Source organism: Haladaptatus sp., from assembly GCF_049589095.1.
Lineage (GTDB): Archaea > Halobacteriota > Halobacteria > Halobacteriales > Haladaptataceae > Haladaptatus.
In genome coordinates this window covers 1-17,805 of sequence record NZ_JBAWAC010000103.1, presented here as the reverse complement: position 1 = coordinate 17,805, position 17,805 = coordinate 1, and the positions used below count along the sequence as shown (strand labels likewise).

Below are 17,805 nucleotides of genomic sequence, written 5' to 3'. Positions count from 1 at the left end.
GCGAGGTCAAAGAACGCCTCGAATCACAGGCCGACACGCTTCAGTCGCTCGCTCAGGCCGACCAGGGTCCGGACCACGGCCGACTCGCCCGAATCATGCACGCCCTCTCGGAACTCAAGGAGGACGCAGACGAAGACACCGCCGAGCGTATCCAGAGCGCGTACGACCACGTCGAAGCACACCGTGAGACTGTCAGCGGCGTTTGAAAAGATCTATTTTCCCACTCAGCAGACCGGCTTCGGATTGACACCCATCGACTCCAGCGACTCGGTGTACTCGTCGTAGGCCGCCGTAATTGCGTCTTTTGCTGCCTCTTTTGCGGTTTCCCACTCCTCGTCCGAATCACAGCGTTCGTCTAACAGCGCGAGCGTGTCGTCCAACTGCTCGTCGAGGTCACCGTTCAAATCGCGGAACAACTGGGCCGTCTTCGGGTCGGCCTTTCCGGTAAAGAAGCCGGTCAGCTGTTTTTTCGATTTCTCGCTCGCCAGCGTGCGCCCGACGAATCCGCCGAGGCGCTCGATGGTGTCGTCCAATCCACGGAGATACTCGTGCAACGCAGGCGTCTCGTTCGGTTCGTGATCGTCTACCTTTCCGGAGACGCGCTCGTAGTGGCCGTTCTCGACCTCCGCGATGCCGGCGAACAGTTCGCTCGCGTCCTCGTCTCCCTCATCGTCGGCCCATCCGCCGAACGTTTGAGCGGCGGCGTACTCGGAGTCCGCGGCGGCATCGAACACCTCGTCAGGCTCCATCTCCCCACCGGTCGCGGCGTAGAGCGACTTCGATGACCCCAGACGGGAGAGGGCGGTTTCGTTTTCCTTGCGCACGGCGTCGAGGAATTCGTCCGAATTCATACGCCACGGTACGAACGCGCGTGGCTTGTAATCACCGACCCCGGTAATGGGTCAGTCCATATCGTCCAACGAGACGAACACGTCGGCGTCGGCGGTTATCCAACTCGCCATCCGTTCGAAGCGGGTCGCCTCTTCCGGGTAAATCGTACATCTGTCCGGTTGTCCGTCGTACTCCACAACGACGGATGCGAGTTCGAACGACCGTTCGTCGGCGGCGTTCCGTTTCGATTCGGACCGTGTATCGACAGTATGGAAATGTCCTGTCATTTTGTCCTCGGGGGCGTCCCGACGACGCCGTACTATTGAGATTCGGCCCGCTCTCAATAACCCCTGCTAGTTGTTCTCAATAGCGCTCGGGAGCGGTGGGGAGCTTTCGACCGTCTGAGACGTGACTGTCGGGCTTGGGTCGTCCGAAGAAAACGTGTGTCGTTGGTGGCCGACTCAGTTGCCAGTCTCGATGGGCGCATCCACAAGGTTGCCCCATTCGGTCCACGACCCGTCGTAGTTGACGACGTTGTCATAGCCGAGCAGTTCCGAGAGTGCGAACCACGCGATGGACGAGCGCTCGCCGATACGGCAATAGGCGACGACCTCTTGGTCGTTCGTGACGCCTTCGCTCTCGTACAGGTCACTGAGTTCGTCGGCGGATTTGAACGTCCCGTCGTCGTTCACGGTGGCTGCCCACGAGATGTTCGATGCGCCGGGGACGTGGCCGCCGCGCTGGGCCGTCTCCTGGAGTCCTGGGGGCGCGAGGATTTCGCCGCTGTACTCCTCGGGCGAGCGAACGTCTACGAGCGGGACGCCGCGGTCGATGGCCTTCTCCACGTCGTCGCGGTAGGCGCGGATGCCCTCGAATGGGCCACGAGCATCGTACTCGACTTCGGGGTACGATGGGACCTCGTCGGTCGTCGGATAGCCGTTTTCGAGCCAGTAGTCGCGGCCACCGTCGAGGAGCTTCACGTTCTCGTGGCCGTAGTACTTGAACTGCCAGTAGGTGTAGGCCGCGAACCAGTTGGAGTTGTCCCCGTAGAGGACGACGGTGGTGTCGTCCTCGATGCCGTGACTGCCGAGGAGGTCCTCGAAATCGTCCTTTTCGAGGATATCACGCGTGGTCTGGTCCTGGAGCTGTGTCTCCCAGTTGAAGCCGACTGCGCCCGGCGCGTGGGCGTCGTCGTAGGCTTCCGTATCAACGTCGACCTCTACGAGTCGGTAATCGGTATCGTCGCTCTGGAACTCGTCGAGGTGGTCTTCCACCCAGTCCGCGCTGACGAGTACGTCCTTGGCGTAGTCACTGTTGCTCATGCACGTTCCCCTTTCTACGCTCGGGTTATATTCTTGTTACTGCCGGAAGGTTCCGCCTTCTGTCGAGCCTCCCGGCAAGAATCCCCGGTATCTCGCGGGGGAATCCCCGTTTTGCCGCTATCCGTGGCCCATCGCGCATGAGCGGCACCTGACAACCGGCAAAATCTTCCGGCACCTCCAGTCGAATGTCGGTTTCGACGGAACCCGGAGGGCTAAGACGCTGGCGTCGGTATCGAGGGATAATGAACGAGAACGTCGTCGTCTCCGCCGATTGGCTCGCCGAGCGACTGGGCGATATCCACATCGTGGACGTCCGCGACGCGTGGGAATACGAGGGAATCGGTCACCTGCCCGGTGCGGTGAACATCCCGTTCGACGAATTCCGCTCGGCCGATGCGGACGATGCGGGAATGCTCCCCGGTGCCGAGACGTGGTCCGACCTCCTCGGCAACGTCGGTATCAGCGAGGACGATACCGTCGTCGCGTACGACGACATGCACGGGGTGTTCGCGGCGCGATTCCTCGTCACCGCCGAACTGTACGGACACGAAGTGCTCCACCTCCTCGACGGGGATTTCAGCGCGTGGCAACGCGACCACGAAACGACGACCAACGCTCCCTCTCCCGCTCCCATTTCCTACGACGTACGGGAACCGGAATCCTCCCCGCTCATCGGCCGCGAGGAGGTCGAAGCCGCAATCGACGACCCGGATGCCGTTCTCGTCGATACACGCGACCCGGACGAGTTCGCCGAGGGCCATCTCCCGAGCGCCGTCAACGTCGATTGGCTCGACCTCGTTGACGACGAATCCCGCGGCCTGAAATCACCGGACGAACTCCGTTCGATTCTCGAATCCAACGGCGTCACCCCCGACAAGCGGGTGATCCTCTACTGCAACACCGCCCGTCGAATCAGCCACACCTACGTCGTCCTCTCCTCGCTCGGCTACGACGACCTCGGCTTTTACGAGGGCAGTCTCACCGAGTGGACGGAGGCCGACGGGAAACTCGAACGGGACTGATTCTTTCTATTTATCCTACATCTGATGGCTGACGAAGAGCGAAATGCGTGTCAGTTTCCATCCCAGTAACGCCCATTGCCGTCGTTGTAACGCCCAATACGGCTCGGTATCGGTGACGCCCGTATAGTGAGGGGTGCTTGCTCGTGAGAACCTAACCGGGATAGTTTTCCATTGGCACCCGAAACGGTCGCTCCCATTTATCTTCGGCTCCGGCCTATAGCCTGTCACCCCGGGAGGGGGGAAAAGGGATGACTGAGAGAGAACAACAAGACGCAGAAAACGTCGAATCGGAAGAACGTCGCTCGTTCATGAAGAAAGGCGCGCTCGCGACAGGCGCGCTCGCGTTGGGGTTAGGCAGTGCCGGGAGCGCCTCGGCACAGGGCCGAAACGTGTTGGTGTACACCTACGACTACCACCCGAACGTGCAGTTCCGCGTCGTCAACTCGCTGGAGAAATCGACGACCGTTCGACTGCTCGAAAAGCCGGGTGGCGGCAACGTCCCCGAGATCAGCCAGCCGGACAACTACAACGGCTACATCATCCGCTACCTGCTTGGCGGCGGTGGCGGCGGTCAGGGACAGATAACCACGTTCATGTTCGCACAAGGTGTGTCCCTAAGCCAGGGCGACACCCGACAGTTCAGTGGTGACGCGTCTGTCTTCAGCAGCACGCTCAACCTGCTTAGCACCAACCTGCGGTGAGACGAGCCGATTCGAGTCGTATCGGGGGGCAACAAAGCGGTTCAGCACCCATTTTTCGCTCACGTAGTCCACGGGGGAAGAGCCGCCAGTAGCGGTACCGACATCACGGACGGATTTCAGTACGCTGGAGGAATACATGGTCAACGAACACGAAGCGGGGATGCCGCGGTGGAGCGCCCGAGTAGACGATTCGGTTCTACCCCAACGAACCAAACCGTCGGGGGACGTGTTGGTGTTCACCCGGGACTTTTTCCCGAACGTCCCGTTTCGAATCGTCGCTCAGCTTCCGGCACTCATCACGGTGACGATCCTCGACGAACCACCGGACGGGGTACAGGTGATTTCACAACCCGACGAGTACAACGGCTATGTCATCACCTACGATTTCCATCGGACACCCATCTTCGTCTTTCTGTTCTCCCGACGCTATCTACCGACGAGCGATCGATACCGGTTCGGCGACGATGCGACCTACTTCAGCAGCAACTTGGATCTGCTCGAAGTATCCGCGGAGACGGTTTTGTGACTGTTCGCGGTCGACGGGTCGCCGTACGAACCTGAGTCTCTACCGCCCTCGGAAGTCGGCGCGCCCACCGACCACAATTTGATATAGCATTATTTGATTCATGGTGTCGAATTTCCCCTCTTTTCACAATTCCGCCCACAGATATCACGCTGATTAAGTACCACCGACTGTAACAACCGAGTAATGAAACGACGAACCTATCTCGCGGCGACTGGGACGGCATTCGCCGGTCTGGCTGGCTGTCTCGGGAATTCCGACGACTCCGGCAGTTCCGGGGATTCCGAATCCACGAGTTCGACCGGCGGTAAGTCCGCGAAGACGACGTCACAGACCCAACTCAGCGGCACGCTGAACGTCGCAACGTACAGCGCGCTCGTGGACGCGCCGAGCACGTCGCCCGGCGCGTGGCTGAAAAAGGAGTTCGAAAAGAAATACCCCAAGGCGACGCTCAAGTGGCAAACCCCGGACAGCGAGGTCAACTACTACATCCAGCGAAAGGCACAGCACGTCGATATCGACGCGGACGTGTATGTCGGTCTCAACGTGGACCAACTCATCACCATCGACCAGAAACTGGGCGGGACAAAGCTGTTCACCCCCGTCACCGACTCGCTCTCGAACTACGGTCACGTCAAAAAGAGCCTGAACTTCGACCCGAAAGGACGGGCCGTTCCGTACGATACCGGCTACGTCAGCCTCGTGTACGACGAAACGAAGGTCGATAATCCCGGCTCGTTCGACGCGCTGACGAAGCCGAAATTCAAGGGTACGCTGCTGACCGAGAACGCCCAACAGGCCGCGACGGGGCGGGCGTTCCTGCTCTGGACGATCCACGAGATGGGCGAGAAGAAGTATCTCGATTACTGGAGTCGGCTTTCGAACAACGACACCCAAATCCTCGGCTCGTGGGATGCGGCCTACACCGCGTACTCCAACGGCGAGCGGCCCATCGTCGTCTCCTACTCCACCGACCAAGTGTACGCCCACCGCGAGGGTCAGAACATGAAGAAACACCAGATCGGCTTCCTGAACGGACAGGGCTACGCCAACCCCGAGGGGATGGCGAAGTTTGCCGACACGGACTCGCCGAAACTGGCCGACGCGTTCCTCGACTTCATGCTCTCGAAGAAAGCCCAGTCGAAGATAGCGCAACTCAACGTCGCGTTCCCATCGACCGACTGGGCCGACCTCGGCAAGGAGTTCGACAAGTACGCCAAGGAACCGGACGAACCGATCACCTACTCCTACGATCAACTCAAGGGTAACCTCGAAGGATGGGTTGATGAGTGGGCGCGCCAGATTGCGAGCAAGTAGATGAATACCGGGCGCTGGCTCGAACGACACGCACTCGCACTTCTCGGGATTGTGACCAGCGCCCTGCTCGTCGTTCTGTTCTACTATCCCGTCGCCATCGTCTTCGCCGACGCGGGCGGCATTTCTGCGTTTCTCGACGTACTGACCGACCACTTCTACGTCTTCGACATCTTCGGATTTACGGCGTATCAGGCGCTCCTCTCCACGATTGCGAGTGTCGCCCTCGGACTCCCGGGTGCGTACATCCTCTCGCGTTACGAGTTCCCAGGTCGGCGGACGATTCGTTCGCTGACCATCCTCCCGTTCGTCATGCCGTCCATCCTTGTCGCCATCGGCTTCGTAGCGATGTTCGGGCAGAACGGGTTGTTCAACGATGTCGTCGGCGTCGTGGGTCTCGGACCGTACTCCCTCCTGTACAATCTTCCTGCAATCGTCGCCGCACACGCCTTCTACAACGCGCCGCTCGTCGCCCGCGTGACGAACGCGGCGTGGGAGAGCGTCGATGCGCGCGAAGTCGAAACCGCCCGAAGCCTCGGTGCTGGTCGCTTCTGGGCGTTCCGTGACGTGCTCGTCCCACAGTTGCTTCCGGCGATTCTCACGGGCGCACTTCTCACGTTCATCTTCACGTTCATGTCCTTCCCCATCGTCCTCGCGCTGGGTGGGTTCCAGTACCAGACCGTCGAAGTCTGGGTGTACGCGCTCGTCCAGCGCCTCGACTACTCACAGGCGGCCGTCCTCGCCATCCTCGAAACCTCTCTCTCGCTCGCCCTGACCTACGCCTATCTTCGGTACGAGGCTCGGCAAGCCGCCGCCTCGCGCGCCAGCAGACCGCTCGCCCGGAAACGCCTCTTCTCGGGTGATACCGGTTTCGTCGAAAGACTCGAACGGACCGGCGTCGCACTGTATCTCGTCGTCGTCCTCGTGCTGTTTCTCGGGCCGCTCGTCAGCACGGTCCTCGAAAGCCTCACCGGCCCGTCCGGCTTTACCCTGCGCTACTACCAGTTCCTCGTGACGCGGCAGGTGTCCGGCGCGTCCTTCCAGACGAAACCCGGCGTCGCGGTCCGTAACTCGCTCACGTTCGGTATCGGAACCCTGTTCGTCGCGCTCCCGATGGGCGTCGTCATCTCCGTCCTGACGCGGGCGCGAAAGAGCCGAATCGTGGAAGCGGTGGCGATGGCCCCGCTCGCGGTGAGCGGCGTGATGGTCGGGTTGGGTATGCTCCGAGGTCTCGTCTTTGGGATTCCCATCGCGGGAACTCGAATCCAGGTGAGCGGCGCGATGGCCATCGTCGCGGCCCACGCCGTCGCCGCGTACCCGTTCGTCACGCGAAACGTCTCGCCCATGCTCGCCGGAATCGACCAGCGAACCGTCGAATCCGCCCGCTCGCTCGGCGCGACCCGCGTCCGGACGCTCATCGACGTCGAACTCCCGCTCGTGGCGGTCGGATTGGCCGCCGGGGCGGCGTTCGCTTTCGCCATCAGCATCGGCGAGTTCGACTCGACAGTTATTCTTGCCACGGGCAGTAGCAGTTACACGATGCCCGTCGCAGTGCAGCGCTTCCTCGGCAAGCAAACCCTCGGTCCAGCGACGGCGATGGGAACCATCCTCCTCCTCGTCACCGCCGTCAGTTTCGTCATCATCGACCGCCTCGGCGGGAGGTGGGAGAGTGGTTGAAGTCTCCCTCTCCGGCGTTCGAAAGGAGTACGACGGTGTCACGGCCCTGAACGACGTGTCGTTTCAGGTCGCGGACGGCGAGTTCTTCACCCTCGTCGGCCCGTCCGGATGCGGGAAGACGACGACGCTTCGAACCATCGCCGGGTTCGAGGACCTCACCGCCGGAGCGGTCCGGTTCGGCGACCGCGGCATGGACGGTGTCCCGCCCGAGGACCGCGACATCGGTCTCGTCTTCCAGAACTACGCGCTGTTTCCACACATGAGCGTCGCGGAAAACGTCGGCTACGGCCTCCGTTTCCGCGACCCGCCGGGAGCGCGAACTCGTGACGAGCGAGTGTTCGAACTGCTCGAACTCGTCGGACTGGAGGGTTTCGAGGACCGCGACCCGGACGAATTATCGGGCGGTCAGCAACAGCGCGTCGCACTCGCTCGTGCACTCGCGCCCGGACCCGAGTTGCTCCTACTGGACGAACCGATGAGCGCACTGGACGCCCGTTTGCGCGACGACCTGCGAACCCAAGTGTCGCGCATTCAGTCCGACCTCGGAATCACGACCATCTACGTCACCCACGACCAGGAGGAAGCGCTCGCCATCAGCGACCGCGTGGCCGTCATGAACGACGGGCGAATCGAACAGATCGGCCGCCCGCAGGACGTGTACCGCCGACCGGAATCCCGCTTCGTCGCGGAGTTCGTCGGCGAGAACAACGTCTTCGACGGGGAGACCGTCTCACGAGACCCGAACGGTTCACGCGTCGTCGTGCGCGACCACGAGTTCCTCCTTCCCGGTTCGACGGCCGACGCTGTGACGTTCTGTGTCCGTCCCGAAGCGCTGCGGTTGGGCGGCGGCGAAAATTCGTTCACGGCGGCCGTCGAGGACGTCGAGTTCCTCGGCGAGGCGTTCCGCGTCCACCTCGACTGGATGGGGGAAACCGTCACACTCCGCGTTCCCGAGGCTCCCGACGGCGAGCAGGTGCGCGTCGGGTTCGACCCGGCCGACGCACACGTCATCGACGGCGCGTCCACCGAACTGGTCGAACAGCGCTGACGAACTCTCATCCGTCGAAGACGATCCAAAAAAGTCGATTCCGTTCTCCCATCGTGAAACGACGGTCAGTACCTCGTCGTCTCGGTGCCGTTCGTTCCGGTCGTGTATGTGTTGTACGTCCCGGTGGTATGGGTGTTATACGTTCCCGTCGTCCCGGTGGTGTAGCTTCCCCGGTTCGTCGTGTAGGTTCCGTAGTTCGTGTTCGTGTTCGTATTCGTCCCGGACGTTCCAGTCGTGAACGTGCCGCCACCGCCGAACTGCCCCGACCGATTGATCCGTCCTCGCATACTATCCGGGTGGAATCGGCACCGGTACCGCCGGATTCTGTCTGTCGGCTTGAACGTCAACATACGTGTCTCTCCCGCTTTCGACGACCGGCCGGTTCGATAGAGCACCTGCCCGTTCTCGCCGTTTTTCTGCCCGAGTATCTGGAACTCGTGTTCCTTTCCGTCGAGGTTTATCCAAATGATCCTGTACCGCTCGGTCGGAACGAGTCCGAGCGTCGGATTTCGACCCCCTTCGATCTCTTTCGGTGCCAACCCGAGCCAGTGGCCGACGCGTGCTCCGAGGATGATGGTCCGTTGATTTCCACCACCCCCGCCACCGCCCCCGTTCGTCGTACCGGTCTGATTCGACGTTTCGACCGTGCTCGTTTGGTACGTCGTCCCGTCGCTGCTGGTATCCTGTGCCATCGCCATCCGTCCGAGTGCACCCATTCCGGTCAGTGCACCCGCCGCTTTCAGTAGCGTTCGACGCTGTGATTTCGGTGTCCCCGTCATATATTCCTCCGAACGTGGAACACTTCCGGAAACCAAAAAGCGCCCAGACCGTTCGGTTCGACAACTCGAAACTATACAGCCGAAACGGCGGTTATTCGTCGTTTCTCGTCGGGAAATTTTCGACTGACCATCATCCCACGGCGAACGGAATCGGCCGGGAGATCGAACATGGCCATCGGTTCGACGATAGGCGAACGGTGACGGTCCACGATTCGACAGGTGCTGTGGAACCGTATCTCAGTCGTCGTCCCAGAACCGTTCCAACCCGAACGAGAGCATGTCCGGGCTGACCGGTTGAAACTCCTCCCGTTCGACGGGCGGGAAGAACTCCCTGACGCTGTTCCACGATTCGCGGGCGTATCGACCGTCGACCAGCACTCGAATTCCCCGTTCGTCGGAGCCACGAATGACTCGCCCCAGCGCCTGCCGTGCTTTTCTGACGGCCGGAACGGTCAGCGCGTAGGTAAACCCGTCACCGAACTGTCGTTCGTAGGCGGTTCGAACCGCTTTCGTCCGCGGACTGGCGGTGTTGATGATGGGCACACCGCAGACGACGGCGGCCCGGAGTCGGTCACCACGGTAATCGACGCCCTCGGTCAGCGTGCCGCGTAGGCTCGTAACCAGCACTTTCGCCTCGCCGCCGAAGAACTCGTCTTTCAGATTCTCGGTCGCCTCATCCGCGCTGCTCTCGTCCAGCAACACTGGCTTGTCCACCGTGCTCCGCAAGTGCTCGGCGGCCCACGTCGCCTCCGCGTAGTTCGGCATGCCGACGAGGACGTTGCCCGGCGAACGTGCCACATCCCGGATCGCGTCGGCGTACACCTGCCGCGTTCCCGTCTCGTCACCCGGCGCGCCGCGATTGTCGTAGGTGAACTTCGGTGCGTCCACCGCGAAACTCTCCCGGTTCGATTCGGGGAAGTTCAAGCCGTAGGTCCGTTCTACGATCGGTCTCCCGTCCTTCTCCAGATGGCCGAGTCCGGACACTTCCTCGAAAATCTCGATCGGTTCGAGCGTCGCGCTCATCAGGATCCCGCCGCCGAACTTCCCGAGTTCCTCACCGATGGCGTCGCTCGGGACGCAGTTCTGCATGGCGAGTTGGGCGTTGTACGCCCGTCGCCACGAGTCGTTGGGCTCGCGGTCGTTCCACGTCCGTTCGAGGACGATCTCGCGGAAGTACTTCTCGTGGTCGTTGCGGTACCACTCTCCCAGCGCACGCCCGGCGGGCAACGCGGCGCGTTCCCTGTCATCGTCCTCGGCTTCATTGAGAATGCGGGCGACGACCGCCCCAACGGCCTCCGCACGTGCCCACGTCCCGCCGTTGTACCCTCGATTTTCGGCCCACGTCGAAATTTCGTCCTGCTGTGGTACCGTGGGATCACGGAGCGGAATTTCTTCATCCGGGAGGTCGGTGATGTTCGCCCGCCACCCCTTGTGTTCGCGCTCCAGATGGTTCCGCACGCGCCGGTCGATCTCCTCGCGCAGTTCGCCGATGAACTCGCGGGTCTCCTCCAGTTCGAACAGCGTGACGCTCGCGTCTTCGAGCTCCGCCCGGACGAGGTCGGCGTCGGCGGTCATGTGTCCCGAATCATCGTCGTCGAACTTGACGGGCTGAATGACTCGCGTGAGCTCGGATTCGGCGTCACGGAGCGTCGAATCGCCGACCGACTGGCTCACGAGGTCGCGGACGCGCGGTTCCAGCATGTGCGCCTCGTCGCAGACGAGGAATGTCGAGTCGTCGACGAGCGCCCCCGTGAACGTCGCCGCCGTCACCGGGTCGAAGGCGTGGTAGTAGTTTCCGACGACGACCTCGACGTGGCCCAACAGCGCGCCCATCATCGAGTGCGGACAGGTGCCCCATTGCACCGAGTTGGCCACCAAATCGTCGGGTTCGATGAGGCCCATGCTCTCGAAATCGAACGGAACCGCCTCGATAGGGTCGCCATCTTCGGGCATGTCCTCCAAGAACTGCGCGTAGAACGGGCAGTACTCCACGTCGTTGTACTCCGGCATCCGCGGCGGGTACGGCGTCGGCTCCCCCGCCGTTTCGAGGTAGGACGCGGCGGCCCCGCCCTTGCCGCTGTCGGCCAGTCCCGTCTGCTGGGTTCTGGCTTGCGAGGCGAGATTTTGGGCCGTGACGGAACCTCCTTCGCCGGTCAGGTCTCGGGTGCGTTCCCGGAGGCCCTCACAGCGGTCGTACACCGACTGGCTGTCGATGTCGCCCGCGTTCTCGCGGCTGTATGGGCACACGTCGGCCTTCCCGACGAGGGTGAGCGCCGAAATCGGGTTCCAGTCGTCGGGGAGATTCGAATTGATGGTCTTCAGGTCGGTTTCGAACTGGCGGAGCTGTTGTTTCACGCTCGTCAGCACGAACACGCGCTCGTACTGGCTGTCCGGGTCGCGGACGAGATCGAGTCCGGCCGTCAGCGCCAGCATGGTCTTGCCAGTCCCGCAGGCACCTTCGATGACGGTAAAGCCGTCATCGCGGGCGGTTTCGATGGCCGTCTCGATACCGTCCCGCTGCTCGTCGTAGGGCTCGTCGTGTCCGAATATCGTCCGCCAGTCCGGCATCATTCTGTCTCTGTTTCCCCCCTGCTTAGGGCTGTTGTCCTGAGTTGCTCCCGTCTCGGTATTTAAACCTCAGCACGGGGCGGAAGTGATGCTGCGAACACACCGACCGTCAGGAGGGATTTCTACCTCTTCTGTGAGTTCGATAACCGAGTCACGAACGGCGCTCCAAGGAGTTCCGTTTTTCTCCGATTTCAGTAGCCGAGACGCATGAATACCGCCTCCACCCACGGATCTCCTCGGCCGATTCCTCGCTGGCGCTCGTCATCCACCATCGGAGGCAAACCGCCGCGCCATTCGTTCACTGCGTCGTCGGCGCGCGACGGCGCACGGTAGTGCGCCTGCGCGAGGGATGACCGAACGCAGTGAGGGAGTCGGTTGGGGAGGCGCGTGGTCCAGTGGCGGGTACGGTTGCGGTGTTTGGGTGGGTTGAAAGGGGCTGCCCGTTCGCGCAACGCTTGGTTGCTGTGCAGGCTCTATCCGCGTGGGTGTTGCGGAGAGCGCGGATATCCTGCACATTGCGGAGAGCGCGGATATCCTGCACAGCGGCCGCGAACGGGTAGGGGCTTTCGAAGTCTTCCTCGTACTGCTGCAAGAAACCAATCAGAATCAAATAAGTCCGTTTGTCGCAAGCAGAGAGAAAGTGCTTCTCTCCCGTCTCTCCCCTCTTATCACCGACTCAGGAGCTTCCCCCACCAATTTCGGTGGTCGGCTCCCCAGCGGTACACCGGCTCACGAATCTGCTCACGGGTCGATTCGGGGAGGTGCCGGAACATCGCTACCACGTAGCGCGACGGGTCGTCGAGTCGGGCGAGAGTTTCCTCCATGGCCGCGCCACACGAGTACACCCGCTCGTCGGTGAGCAGGTGCGCGCACGATTGGAAGTTGGGTGGGAGGCGGGCGCGCTGGTCGGGCGTGAGGTCGGCGAAGCCGACGAGTTCGAACTCACCGTGTGCGTCGGCATATTCGGCGACCCACGTGCAGAAGCCACAGTCGTCGTCGTAGACGAGTCGAGGCGACGACGGAGGGACTGATGCCGACGATGGTCGCGATGGCGACGAGGATCGTTCTCGCATATACGTCCGTTCGAGGGTCGCTCGGATACGATTTCTGGCGACAAGATACGGGCCGCAGTACCGCTCCGTTTAGGAGTCATGTGTCAGCAATCCACACTCTATCGTTCCGAACGCTTACCTGATTTATCAGTAAACGAACTCCTACCCGAGTCTTTATTTAGGAGGTGGTATATAAATTACCCATGCGCCGTAGAAGATTTCTGACGGCGTCCGGAGCGACACTCGCTGGGGGGGCCTTGGCGGGGTGTACGGGTTCCGGACCGAACAGCGGCGGGAATGGGGATAGCTCGAAGAACAAATCGAAGGGCGGGTCGGGTAACGCTACCGAATCGACTTCGGACGGCACCGACGACGGGAGCGCCGACAGTGGTGGAATCACCACCGCCAACGGCTTCCAACTCGTGTCCGCGAAGGTACCGAAGAAGGTCACGATGGGGAAGCAGTTTGCGCTCAAACTCACCATCAAAAACGTCGGTGACAGTTCGAAGGCGTTCGAATCCGCGGTGTCGGTCGAAGGCAACGCGCCGGGGTCCCAGCAGATGGGACACATCCAAACCGACAAGATCGCGCCGGGGAAGACGACGACGTGGTCCACCAAGCTCACGTATCCGTACGTGGCGACGGTCGACTACCACATCGCGGAACTGAAGAAGACGTTCTCCATCGATATCGTCGGCGAAACGCTCTCCTTCGGCGAGTCGTTCCTCAGTCCGAACGAGATCGCCGTGACGGTGCAGGATGTCACCCTCACCGACCACTATCGCTACAAACCGGACAGCGGTGGGTCGGAGGACGTGGAGGCCAGCGACGGCAGCCAGTGGGCCTTCGTGACGGTGAAAGCCGAAAACAAGTTCCGAATGAAGCAGACGCTTCCGATGGGCAATCAGTTCGTCCTCCATACAGGAGGGAAGAAGATCAAACCGACGGACCACATCGCCAAGGAGGATGGGAAGTACAAGGTGAACAAGTTCGGCGACCGAACCGTCGCCTCCGGCGAGAGTCTCGCCGGGTGGCTCGCCTACGAACTCCCGGCGAACGTCTCGGAGCAGGACATAACCATCGAGTGGCACGGTAGCGACGACGAAGGCTCGTGGTGGACACGCTGGAACCAGTAGTCAGTTCCACGCGGCCGCGTCCGGGTCGATAACTCTCTTTTGACGGTCGATCGCCGCGATAGTGTCCATGTCCTCGGCGTCGAGTTCGGGGACGGAGCGGTTTTGCCGGAGGTGGTCCTCACCGGTCGCCTTCGGAATGGGTACGACGTTGCCCAGTCCCTGCAACCACGCGATGCTGACTTGGCTCGGCGTCGAATCGTGCTTTTCGGCGATGTCCTGCAGTTCGGGGACGTCCCCGACATCGCCCCGCATGAGCGGCGAGTAGGCGACGAGCGTCATGTCGTGGTCCGCCGCGTACGCTCGCAGTTCTTCCTGTTGGAGCAGCGGATGCATCTCGACCTGGTTGGCGACGATGGGGGCATCGAGCAGATCACGGGCCTCGTCCAGCAGTTCGGGCGTGAAGTTACTCACGGCGATGTCGGTAGCGGTTCCATCCTCGTACAGTTCGTCGAACGCAGGGAGCGTATCCCCCGCGTCGTAGGCATCCATCGGCCAGTGGACGTACAGCAGATCGACGTACTCCGTCCCGAGCTTGTCGAGGCTTTCGTCCACGCTCGAAAACACGTCGTCGTACGCGAGGTTGGCTGGGAGGACCTTCGTGGCAAGGAAGATATCCTCGCGGGGTACGTCCGAACGGGCGATTCCGTCGCCGACCCCCGCCTCGTTCTCGTACATCTGCGCGGTGTCGATGTGTCGGTAACCGACGTCGAGCGCCGTCCGGATCGTCTCGGCACACTGCTCGGGATCCTTGTTTTGAGACGTTCCCAACCCAGGCGATGGAATCTCTATCACGAACTCGGAGAAGGACGCGGGAGCGAAAAAGGTCCGTATCGCGGAAGCGAGGGTGGGGTAGGCGTCACTTCCGTTTCGTCGTCGCTCCATTTCGCTCCGTCACTACTTTCGCTCCGTCGTTACCTCCTTTCGCTCCGTCGCCGTTCCCTTGCCCCATCGTCGCCCCTCCCGATCCGTCATCGTTTTCGCGTCGATATCAGTCCACGATTTCGCTCTCGAACAGAACTTTCGACGTCCTCCGCTTCCCCCGTTCCACCGGAAACTGTGGGGTAGCAAAAACCCACAAAATCGCGTGTCTGACGCCTGTCGTTCGCCGATTCTCCCTCCTCGAAAACTGCCCTTTTTGCCCGTCGTTTTCGCCCGCAGGGGTGGGGTTTGTGAGTCCGTGACGAACCCCCCCCGTTTCCGGTGGAAAAGTTACACCGGGGTTTCCCGTCGGTTGTGTTTCGTTTGCAACCGGATTCCGATGGGCGAAGGCCACCGTTTCCGGTGGAACCCCACCGTAAAACGTTCCACCCCCACGATTCATGAACGGTATTTGTACAGACCGAACGAGAACACGAGAAAGAGCGGGATGATCGGCGCGACGACATTCAGCGGGAGCAAAACGAGCAGTACCGCGGAGACGACGAATTGGAGGGCGACGAAGACACTGAACGCTTCTCGTTGTGTAGCCATTCGTCTATCGTCCTTTCTTGTCCTGCTTTATGAATACATTCCCGAAGAATCAACTACCCAATTGATCAGTAAAATCGACCGGTTTCCGCGCCGCAGTCCGAACAGATGGTGACGAGCGCTTCTTTGTCGTCGACCATCTCTATCTCGTTCTGCGTCTGTTCGCCACACTCCGGACAGTCGCGATACATCTCCACGTTTTCGGTGTCGCGCGGCGCGCCAAGCGCGAGGGCGACGACGCGGTCGTCACCCTCGTTGACGCCACGTTGGAACTCGCCGCGCGCGAAGCGAATCGCTTCGCCCGCTCCGACGACCACGTCGCCGTCTTCGGTTTCGAACGTCGCGGTGCCGGACTGGATGTAGAAGACCTCCTCCTGGTCGTCGTGTGCGTGATACCCGAACGCGAAACTGTCGCCCGGTGCGAGTTCGTAGTAGTTGATGGCCATGTCCTCCGTTCCGAGCGCCTTCGAAACCGGCCGTCGAACGTCCGCCGCGCTCATCTGTCCCGCTACGTCCTCGACGTGGACTTTCTCCATGCGCGTTTCTTCGTCGGTGATACCGTAAAACCTCCCACCGACTCGTTGTGGTATTTAAACCCATCGCACGCTGAAATTCCTACTCTCGCTGTTCGGAGCCTCTCCGGCCAGTTTTTAGCCTAACCTAAAAAATGAAGGGGGAGCAAACCTTTAAGTAAAGTACTTGGTTTTAAATACTCCTTTCGCGTTTACCCGTGTAGGTGAAACACTGATGGCTATCGACCCACAATTCCACGAAAACCGCGAAAAAGTAGACGAACACGAGGGCCACGACGTATGGGGTCCGGTGGACGAACCGGAAACGCTCGGTATCCACGGTACTCACGTCGCAGTCGACTTCGACCTCTGTATCGCCGACGGGGCGTGTCTCGAAGACTGTCCGGTCGACGTGTTCGAATGGACCGACACGCCGGGCCACCCGGAGAGCGAAGAGAAAGCAGACCCGGCCAACGAAGCGCAGTGCATCGACTGCATGCTCTGTGTTGACGTGTGCCCCGTCGATGCCATCGACGTGGACGCTGGCCGCGCCTGAAGAAACGAAAGTTCTTCTTTGTGTTATCCACTGTCTATTTATATATCGGCCGTAAATGGCCTGTATGAATCCTCGAAGCCCTCCCCACTTATTTGGTAGGTGGCAACCGTGAGTCCGACGGTGAGGCGAAAATCGGACGACGTTCTCGACCTCGATCTCGACGAATCGGAATCCCCGTTCGAGCCGGTCGACGTTCTCGGCACGGAACACGAGGGGGACACGCTCACGATCTACACGATGAGCGGTGGTGGCGCGTCCTTGGTCCTTTCCGCGGAGGAGGATGCGCTCTCCCACCCCGTTGCGGTCGACGAATCCGACTTGACGGCCCCGCTTCGAACCGGACTCTCGTATCTCTTCAGGGACGGTATCCGAACCGTCCGTGTCCGTGTGTCGCCCGATTCGGCTACCGATGCGCTCGCGACGCTCGACTCCGCATCCCTCTATCGCTACGACGAACTGCTGTTCACCTCGAAAATCGAAAACTAGTCCCTATCGGTCCCGTCGATGTCCAGTTGGTTCCGCAACTTCTCCATCATCTCCGAATCCGAGAGTGATTCGAACTGCTCCCGGAAGTGGGCATCACAGAGGCCGACCTGGACGCCATCCACTTCGGGTGCGAACGTCGCTTCTCGGTCACAGTAATGACACCGCATGGCCGTGATTACGTTCCCCACACAAGTCAACCCACCGTTTGTGAACGACCGCTCAAAGCGTGACCGCGCTTCTGAAGTGACGGTATTCCGCCTTCGAGAGTCCGGCTTTTCCGAGCACTTCCCCGTGGGCGTCGCTTCCTCCAGTCGGCACCAAGTTGTGGTCGGCAATCGCCCGCTCCAGCGGTCGCGTATCCACCTCGCGTCCGTAGGGATAGTATCGCTCGACGGCATCCAGTTCGCTGGTGAGGGCGAGCGCCGAAGTGGGGTCGTCGTACCGATACGGGTGGGCCAAGCCGACGAGGCCGCTCGCGTCCGAGAGCAGTTCGACGCCGCGCTCGAACGTCGGCACATCCCGGGCGACGTAGCACGGTCCGCCAGCGCCGACGAGTTCGTCGAACGCGTCGGAAAAGTCGTACTCGGTCTCCGGGTGTGCTTCGATGGCGCGAGCGATGTGCGGTCGTCCAAGCCCCTCGCGCGATTCGAGTCCGAGGTCGATATCGAGTCGGTCTTCGACGCGGTCGATGATGGCCTGTCCGCGTTCCTTACGGTCGGCTTGCAGGCGCTCCAGTTCGTCGGCGAGTTCCGGTGTCGGATAGACGCCGTAGCCGAGCAAGTCGAGATGCTGGCCATCGGGTGCGCTCACC

The 17,805-nt window shown here is 61.3% G+C and carries 21 protein-coding genes; 10 read left to right on the top strand and 11 right to left on the bottom strand.

What is annotated here, in order from left to right; genetic code table 11:
- Window positions 1-206 (top strand): DUF7553 family protein (locus tag WBV42_RS03570; protein ID WP_423984819.1); only part of this gene is annotated, 206 nt, incomplete at its 5' end.
- Window positions 207-224: 18 nt separating this feature from the next.
- Here WBV42_RS03570 and WBV42_RS03565 read toward each other — a convergent pair.
- The 3 genes from WBV42_RS03565 to WBV42_RS03555 form a co-directional block, all read right to left on the bottom strand.
- Entirely contained in the window at window positions 225-851 is a 627-nt protein-coding gene (locus WBV42_RS03565) for a rubrerythrin family protein (protein WP_423984818.1), read from the bottom strand.
- Window positions 852-902: 51 nt separating this feature from the next.
- Window positions 903-1,118 (bottom strand): DUF7511 domain-containing protein, encoded by a 216-nt coding sequence (locus WBV42_RS03560; protein WP_423984817.1) that lies wholly within the window; start codon window positions 1,116-1,118, stop codon window positions 903-905.
- A gap of 174 nt (window positions 1,119-1,292) precedes the next feature.
- Window positions 1,293-2,153 carry a sulfurtransferase gene (locus tag WBV42_RS03555; protein ID WP_253224946.1) on the bottom strand — a complete coding sequence of 287 codons (861 nt, stop codon included), beginning with the start codon at window positions 2,151-2,153 and terminating at the stop codon, window positions 1,293-1,295.
- Between the two features lie 242 nt (window positions 2,154-2,395).
- Here WBV42_RS03555 and WBV42_RS03550 point away from each other — a divergent pair, with 242 nt between their 5' ends.
- The 6 genes from WBV42_RS03550 (at window position 2,396) to WBV42_RS03525 (ending at window position 8,438) form a co-directional block, all read left to right on the top strand.
- Window positions 2,396-3,175 (top strand): sulfurtransferase, encoded by a 780-nt coding sequence (locus WBV42_RS03550; RefSeq protein ID WP_423984816.1) that lies wholly within the window; start codon window positions 2,396-2,398, stop codon window positions 3,173-3,175.
- A gap of 248 nt (window positions 3,176-3,423) precedes the next feature.
- A complete protein-coding gene (locus WBV42_RS03545; protein ID WP_423984815.1) occupies window positions 3,424-3,876 on the top strand; it encodes a twin-arginine translocation signal domain-containing protein in 453 nt (150 codons plus the stop codon).
- 136 nt (window positions 3,877-4,012) lie between these two features.
- A complete protein-coding gene (locus WBV42_RS03540; RefSeq protein ID WP_423984814.1) occupies window positions 4,013-4,402 on the top strand; it encodes a hypothetical protein in 390 nt (129 codons plus the stop codon).
- A 183-nt stretch (window positions 4,403-4,585) separates the two neighbouring features.
- Window positions 4,586-5,716, top strand: a complete 1,131-nt coding sequence (locus WBV42_RS03535) for a thiamine ABC transporter substrate-binding protein (RefSeq protein ID WP_423984813.1) — start codon at window positions 4,586-4,588, stop codon at window positions 5,714-5,716.
- Entirely contained in the window at window positions 5,717-7,390 is a 1,674-nt protein-coding gene (locus WBV42_RS03530; protein WP_423984812.1) for an ABC transporter permease, read from the top strand. It begins immediately after the preceding gene.
- Window positions 7,383-8,438 carry an ABC transporter ATP-binding protein gene (locus WBV42_RS03525; RefSeq protein WP_423984811.1) on the top strand — a complete coding sequence of 352 codons (1,056 nt, stop codon included), beginning with the start codon at window positions 7,383-7,385 and terminating at the stop codon, window positions 8,436-8,438. The genes WBV42_RS03530 and WBV42_RS03525 overlap by 8 nt, the downstream gene beginning before the upstream one ends.
- Before the next feature lie 65 nt (window positions 8,439-8,503).
- On the opposite strand, the gene WBV42_RS03520 is transcribed toward WBV42_RS03525, so the two are convergent.
- The 3 genes from WBV42_RS03520 to WBV42_RS03510 all read right to left on the bottom strand — a co-directional run bounded on the left by WBV42_RS03520 (window position 8,504) and on the right by WBV42_RS03510 (window position 12,858).
- Window positions 8,504-9,217, bottom strand: coding sequence for a hypothetical protein (locus WBV42_RS03520; RefSeq protein ID WP_423984810.1), 714 nt, complete (start codon window positions 9,215-9,217; stop codon window positions 8,504-8,506).
- A 237-nt stretch (window positions 9,218-9,454) separates the two neighbouring features.
- The gene (locus tag WBV42_RS03515) at window positions 9,455-11,788 is read right to left on the bottom strand and encodes an ATP-dependent DNA helicase (protein WP_423984809.1); all 2,334 of its coding nucleotides are present in this window, start codon (window positions 11,786-11,788) and stop codon (window positions 9,455-9,457) included.
- Window positions 11,789-12,453: 665 nt separating this feature from the next.
- Window positions 12,454-12,858 carry a DCC1-like thiol-disulfide oxidoreductase family protein gene (locus tag WBV42_RS03510; RefSeq protein WP_423984808.1) on the bottom strand — a complete coding sequence of 135 codons (405 nt, stop codon included), beginning with the start codon at window positions 12,856-12,858 and terminating at the stop codon, window positions 12,454-12,456.
- 182 nt (window positions 12,859-13,040) lie between these two features.
- On the opposite strand from WBV42_RS03510, the gene WBV42_RS03505 reads away from it, so the two are divergent.
- Window positions 13,041-13,973: a DUF4352 domain-containing protein gene (locus WBV42_RS03505; RefSeq protein WP_423984807.1), complete on the top strand. Its 933-nt coding sequence runs from the start codon at window positions 13,041-13,043 to the stop codon at window positions 13,971-13,973.
- Here the strand turns inward: WBV42_RS03505 and WBV42_RS03500 are convergent, their stop codons facing one another.
- From WBV42_RS03500 to WBV42_RS03490, 3 genes are all read right to left on the bottom strand, one after another.
- A complete protein-coding gene (locus WBV42_RS03500) occupies window positions 13,974-14,765 on the bottom strand; it encodes an aldo/keto reductase (RefSeq protein WP_423984806.1) in 792 nt (263 codons plus the stop codon).
- Between the two features lie 525 nt (window positions 14,766-15,290).
- Complete coding sequence (locus WBV42_RS03495; protein WP_423984805.1) at window positions 15,291-15,443, bottom strand: hypothetical protein; 153 nt, start codon at window positions 15,441-15,443, stop codon at window positions 15,291-15,293.
- A 65-nt stretch (window positions 15,444-15,508) separates the two neighbouring features.
- Window positions 15,509-15,976 carry a cupin domain-containing protein gene (locus tag WBV42_RS03490; protein WP_423984804.1) on the bottom strand — a complete coding sequence of 156 codons (468 nt, stop codon included), beginning with the start codon at window positions 15,974-15,976 and terminating at the stop codon, window positions 15,509-15,511.
- A gap of 211 nt (window positions 15,977-16,187) precedes the next feature.
- Between WBV42_RS03490 and WBV42_RS03485 the strand changes: the two genes are divergently transcribed.
- Entirely contained in the window at window positions 16,188-16,508 is a 321-nt protein-coding gene (locus tag WBV42_RS03485; RefSeq protein WP_253224964.1) for a 4Fe-4S dicluster domain-containing protein, read from the top strand.
- Between the two features lie 120 nt (window positions 16,509-16,628).
- On the top strand, window positions 16,629-16,994 hold the full coding sequence (locus WBV42_RS03480) for a hypothetical protein (RefSeq protein ID WP_423984803.1): 366 nt from the start codon (window positions 16,629-16,631) through the stop codon (window positions 16,992-16,994).
- On the opposite strand, the gene WBV42_RS03475 is transcribed toward WBV42_RS03480, so the two are convergent.
- Both WBV42_RS03475 and WBV42_RS03470 read right to left on the bottom strand, forming a co-directional pair.
- Window positions 16,991-17,182 carry a DUF6757 family protein gene (locus WBV42_RS03475; RefSeq protein ID WP_150123041.1) on the bottom strand — a complete coding sequence of 64 codons (192 nt, stop codon included), beginning with the start codon at window positions 17,180-17,182 and terminating at the stop codon, window positions 16,991-16,993. The two genes, WBV42_RS03480 and WBV42_RS03475, sit on opposite strands and share 4 nt — an antisense overlap.
- 31 nt (window positions 17,183-17,213) lie before the next feature.
- Window positions 17,214-17,805 (bottom strand): PHP domain-containing protein (locus tag WBV42_RS03470; protein ID WP_423984802.1); only part of this gene is annotated, 592 nt, incomplete at its 5' end.

Coding starts and splice junctions, on each gene's coding strand:
- WBV42_RS03565 (WP_423984818.1), bottom strand. CDS start 851: ATGAATTCGGACGAATTCCTCGACGCCGTGCGCAAGGAAAACGAAACC.
- WBV42_RS03560 (WP_423984817.1), bottom strand. CDS start 1,118: ATGACAGGACATTTCCATACTGTCGATACACGGTCCGAATCGAAACGG.
- WBV42_RS03555 (WP_253224946.1), bottom strand. CDS start 2,153: ATGAGCAACAGTGACTACGCCAAGGACGTACTCGTCAGCGCGGACTGG.
- WBV42_RS03550 (WP_423984816.1), top strand. CDS start 2,396: ATGAACGAGAACGTCGTCGTCTCCGCCGATTGGCTCGCCGAGCGACTG.
- WBV42_RS03545 (WP_423984815.1), top strand. CDS start 3,424: ATGACTGAGAGAGAACAACAAGACGCAGAAAACGTCGAATCGGAAGAA.
- WBV42_RS03540 (WP_423984814.1), top strand. CDS start 4,013: ATGGTCAACGAACACGAAGCGGGGATGCCGCGGTGGAGCGCCCGAGTA.
- WBV42_RS03535 (WP_423984813.1), top strand. CDS start 4,586: ATGAAACGACGAACCTATCTCGCGGCGACTGGGACGGCATTCGCCGGT.
- WBV42_RS03530 (WP_423984812.1), top strand. CDS start 5,717: ATGAATACCGGGCGCTGGCTCGAACGACACGCACTCGCACTTCTCGGG.
- WBV42_RS03520 (WP_423984810.1), bottom strand. CDS start 9,217: ATGACGGGGACACCGAAATCACAGCGTCGAACGCTACTGAAAGCGGCG.
- WBV42_RS03515 (WP_423984809.1), bottom strand. CDS start 11,788: ATGATGCCGGACTGGCGGACGATATTCGGACACGACGAGCCCTACGAC.
- WBV42_RS03510 (WP_423984808.1), bottom strand. CDS start 12,858: ATGCGAGAACGATCCTCGTCGCCATCGCGACCATCGTCGGCATCAGTC.
- WBV42_RS03505 (WP_423984807.1), top strand. CDS start 13,041: ATGCGCCGTAGAAGATTTCTGACGGCGTCCGGAGCGACACTCGCTGGG.
- WBV42_RS03495 (WP_423984805.1), bottom strand. CDS start 15,443: ATGGCTACACAACGAGAAGCGTTCAGTGTCTTCGTCGCCCTCCAATTC.
- WBV42_RS03490 (WP_423984804.1), bottom strand. CDS start 15,976: ATGGAGAAAGTCCACGTCGAGGACGTAGCGGGACAGATGAGCGCGGCG.
- WBV42_RS03485 (WP_253224964.1), top strand. CDS start 16,188: ATGGCTATCGACCCACAATTCCACGAAAACCGCGAAAAAGTAGACGAA.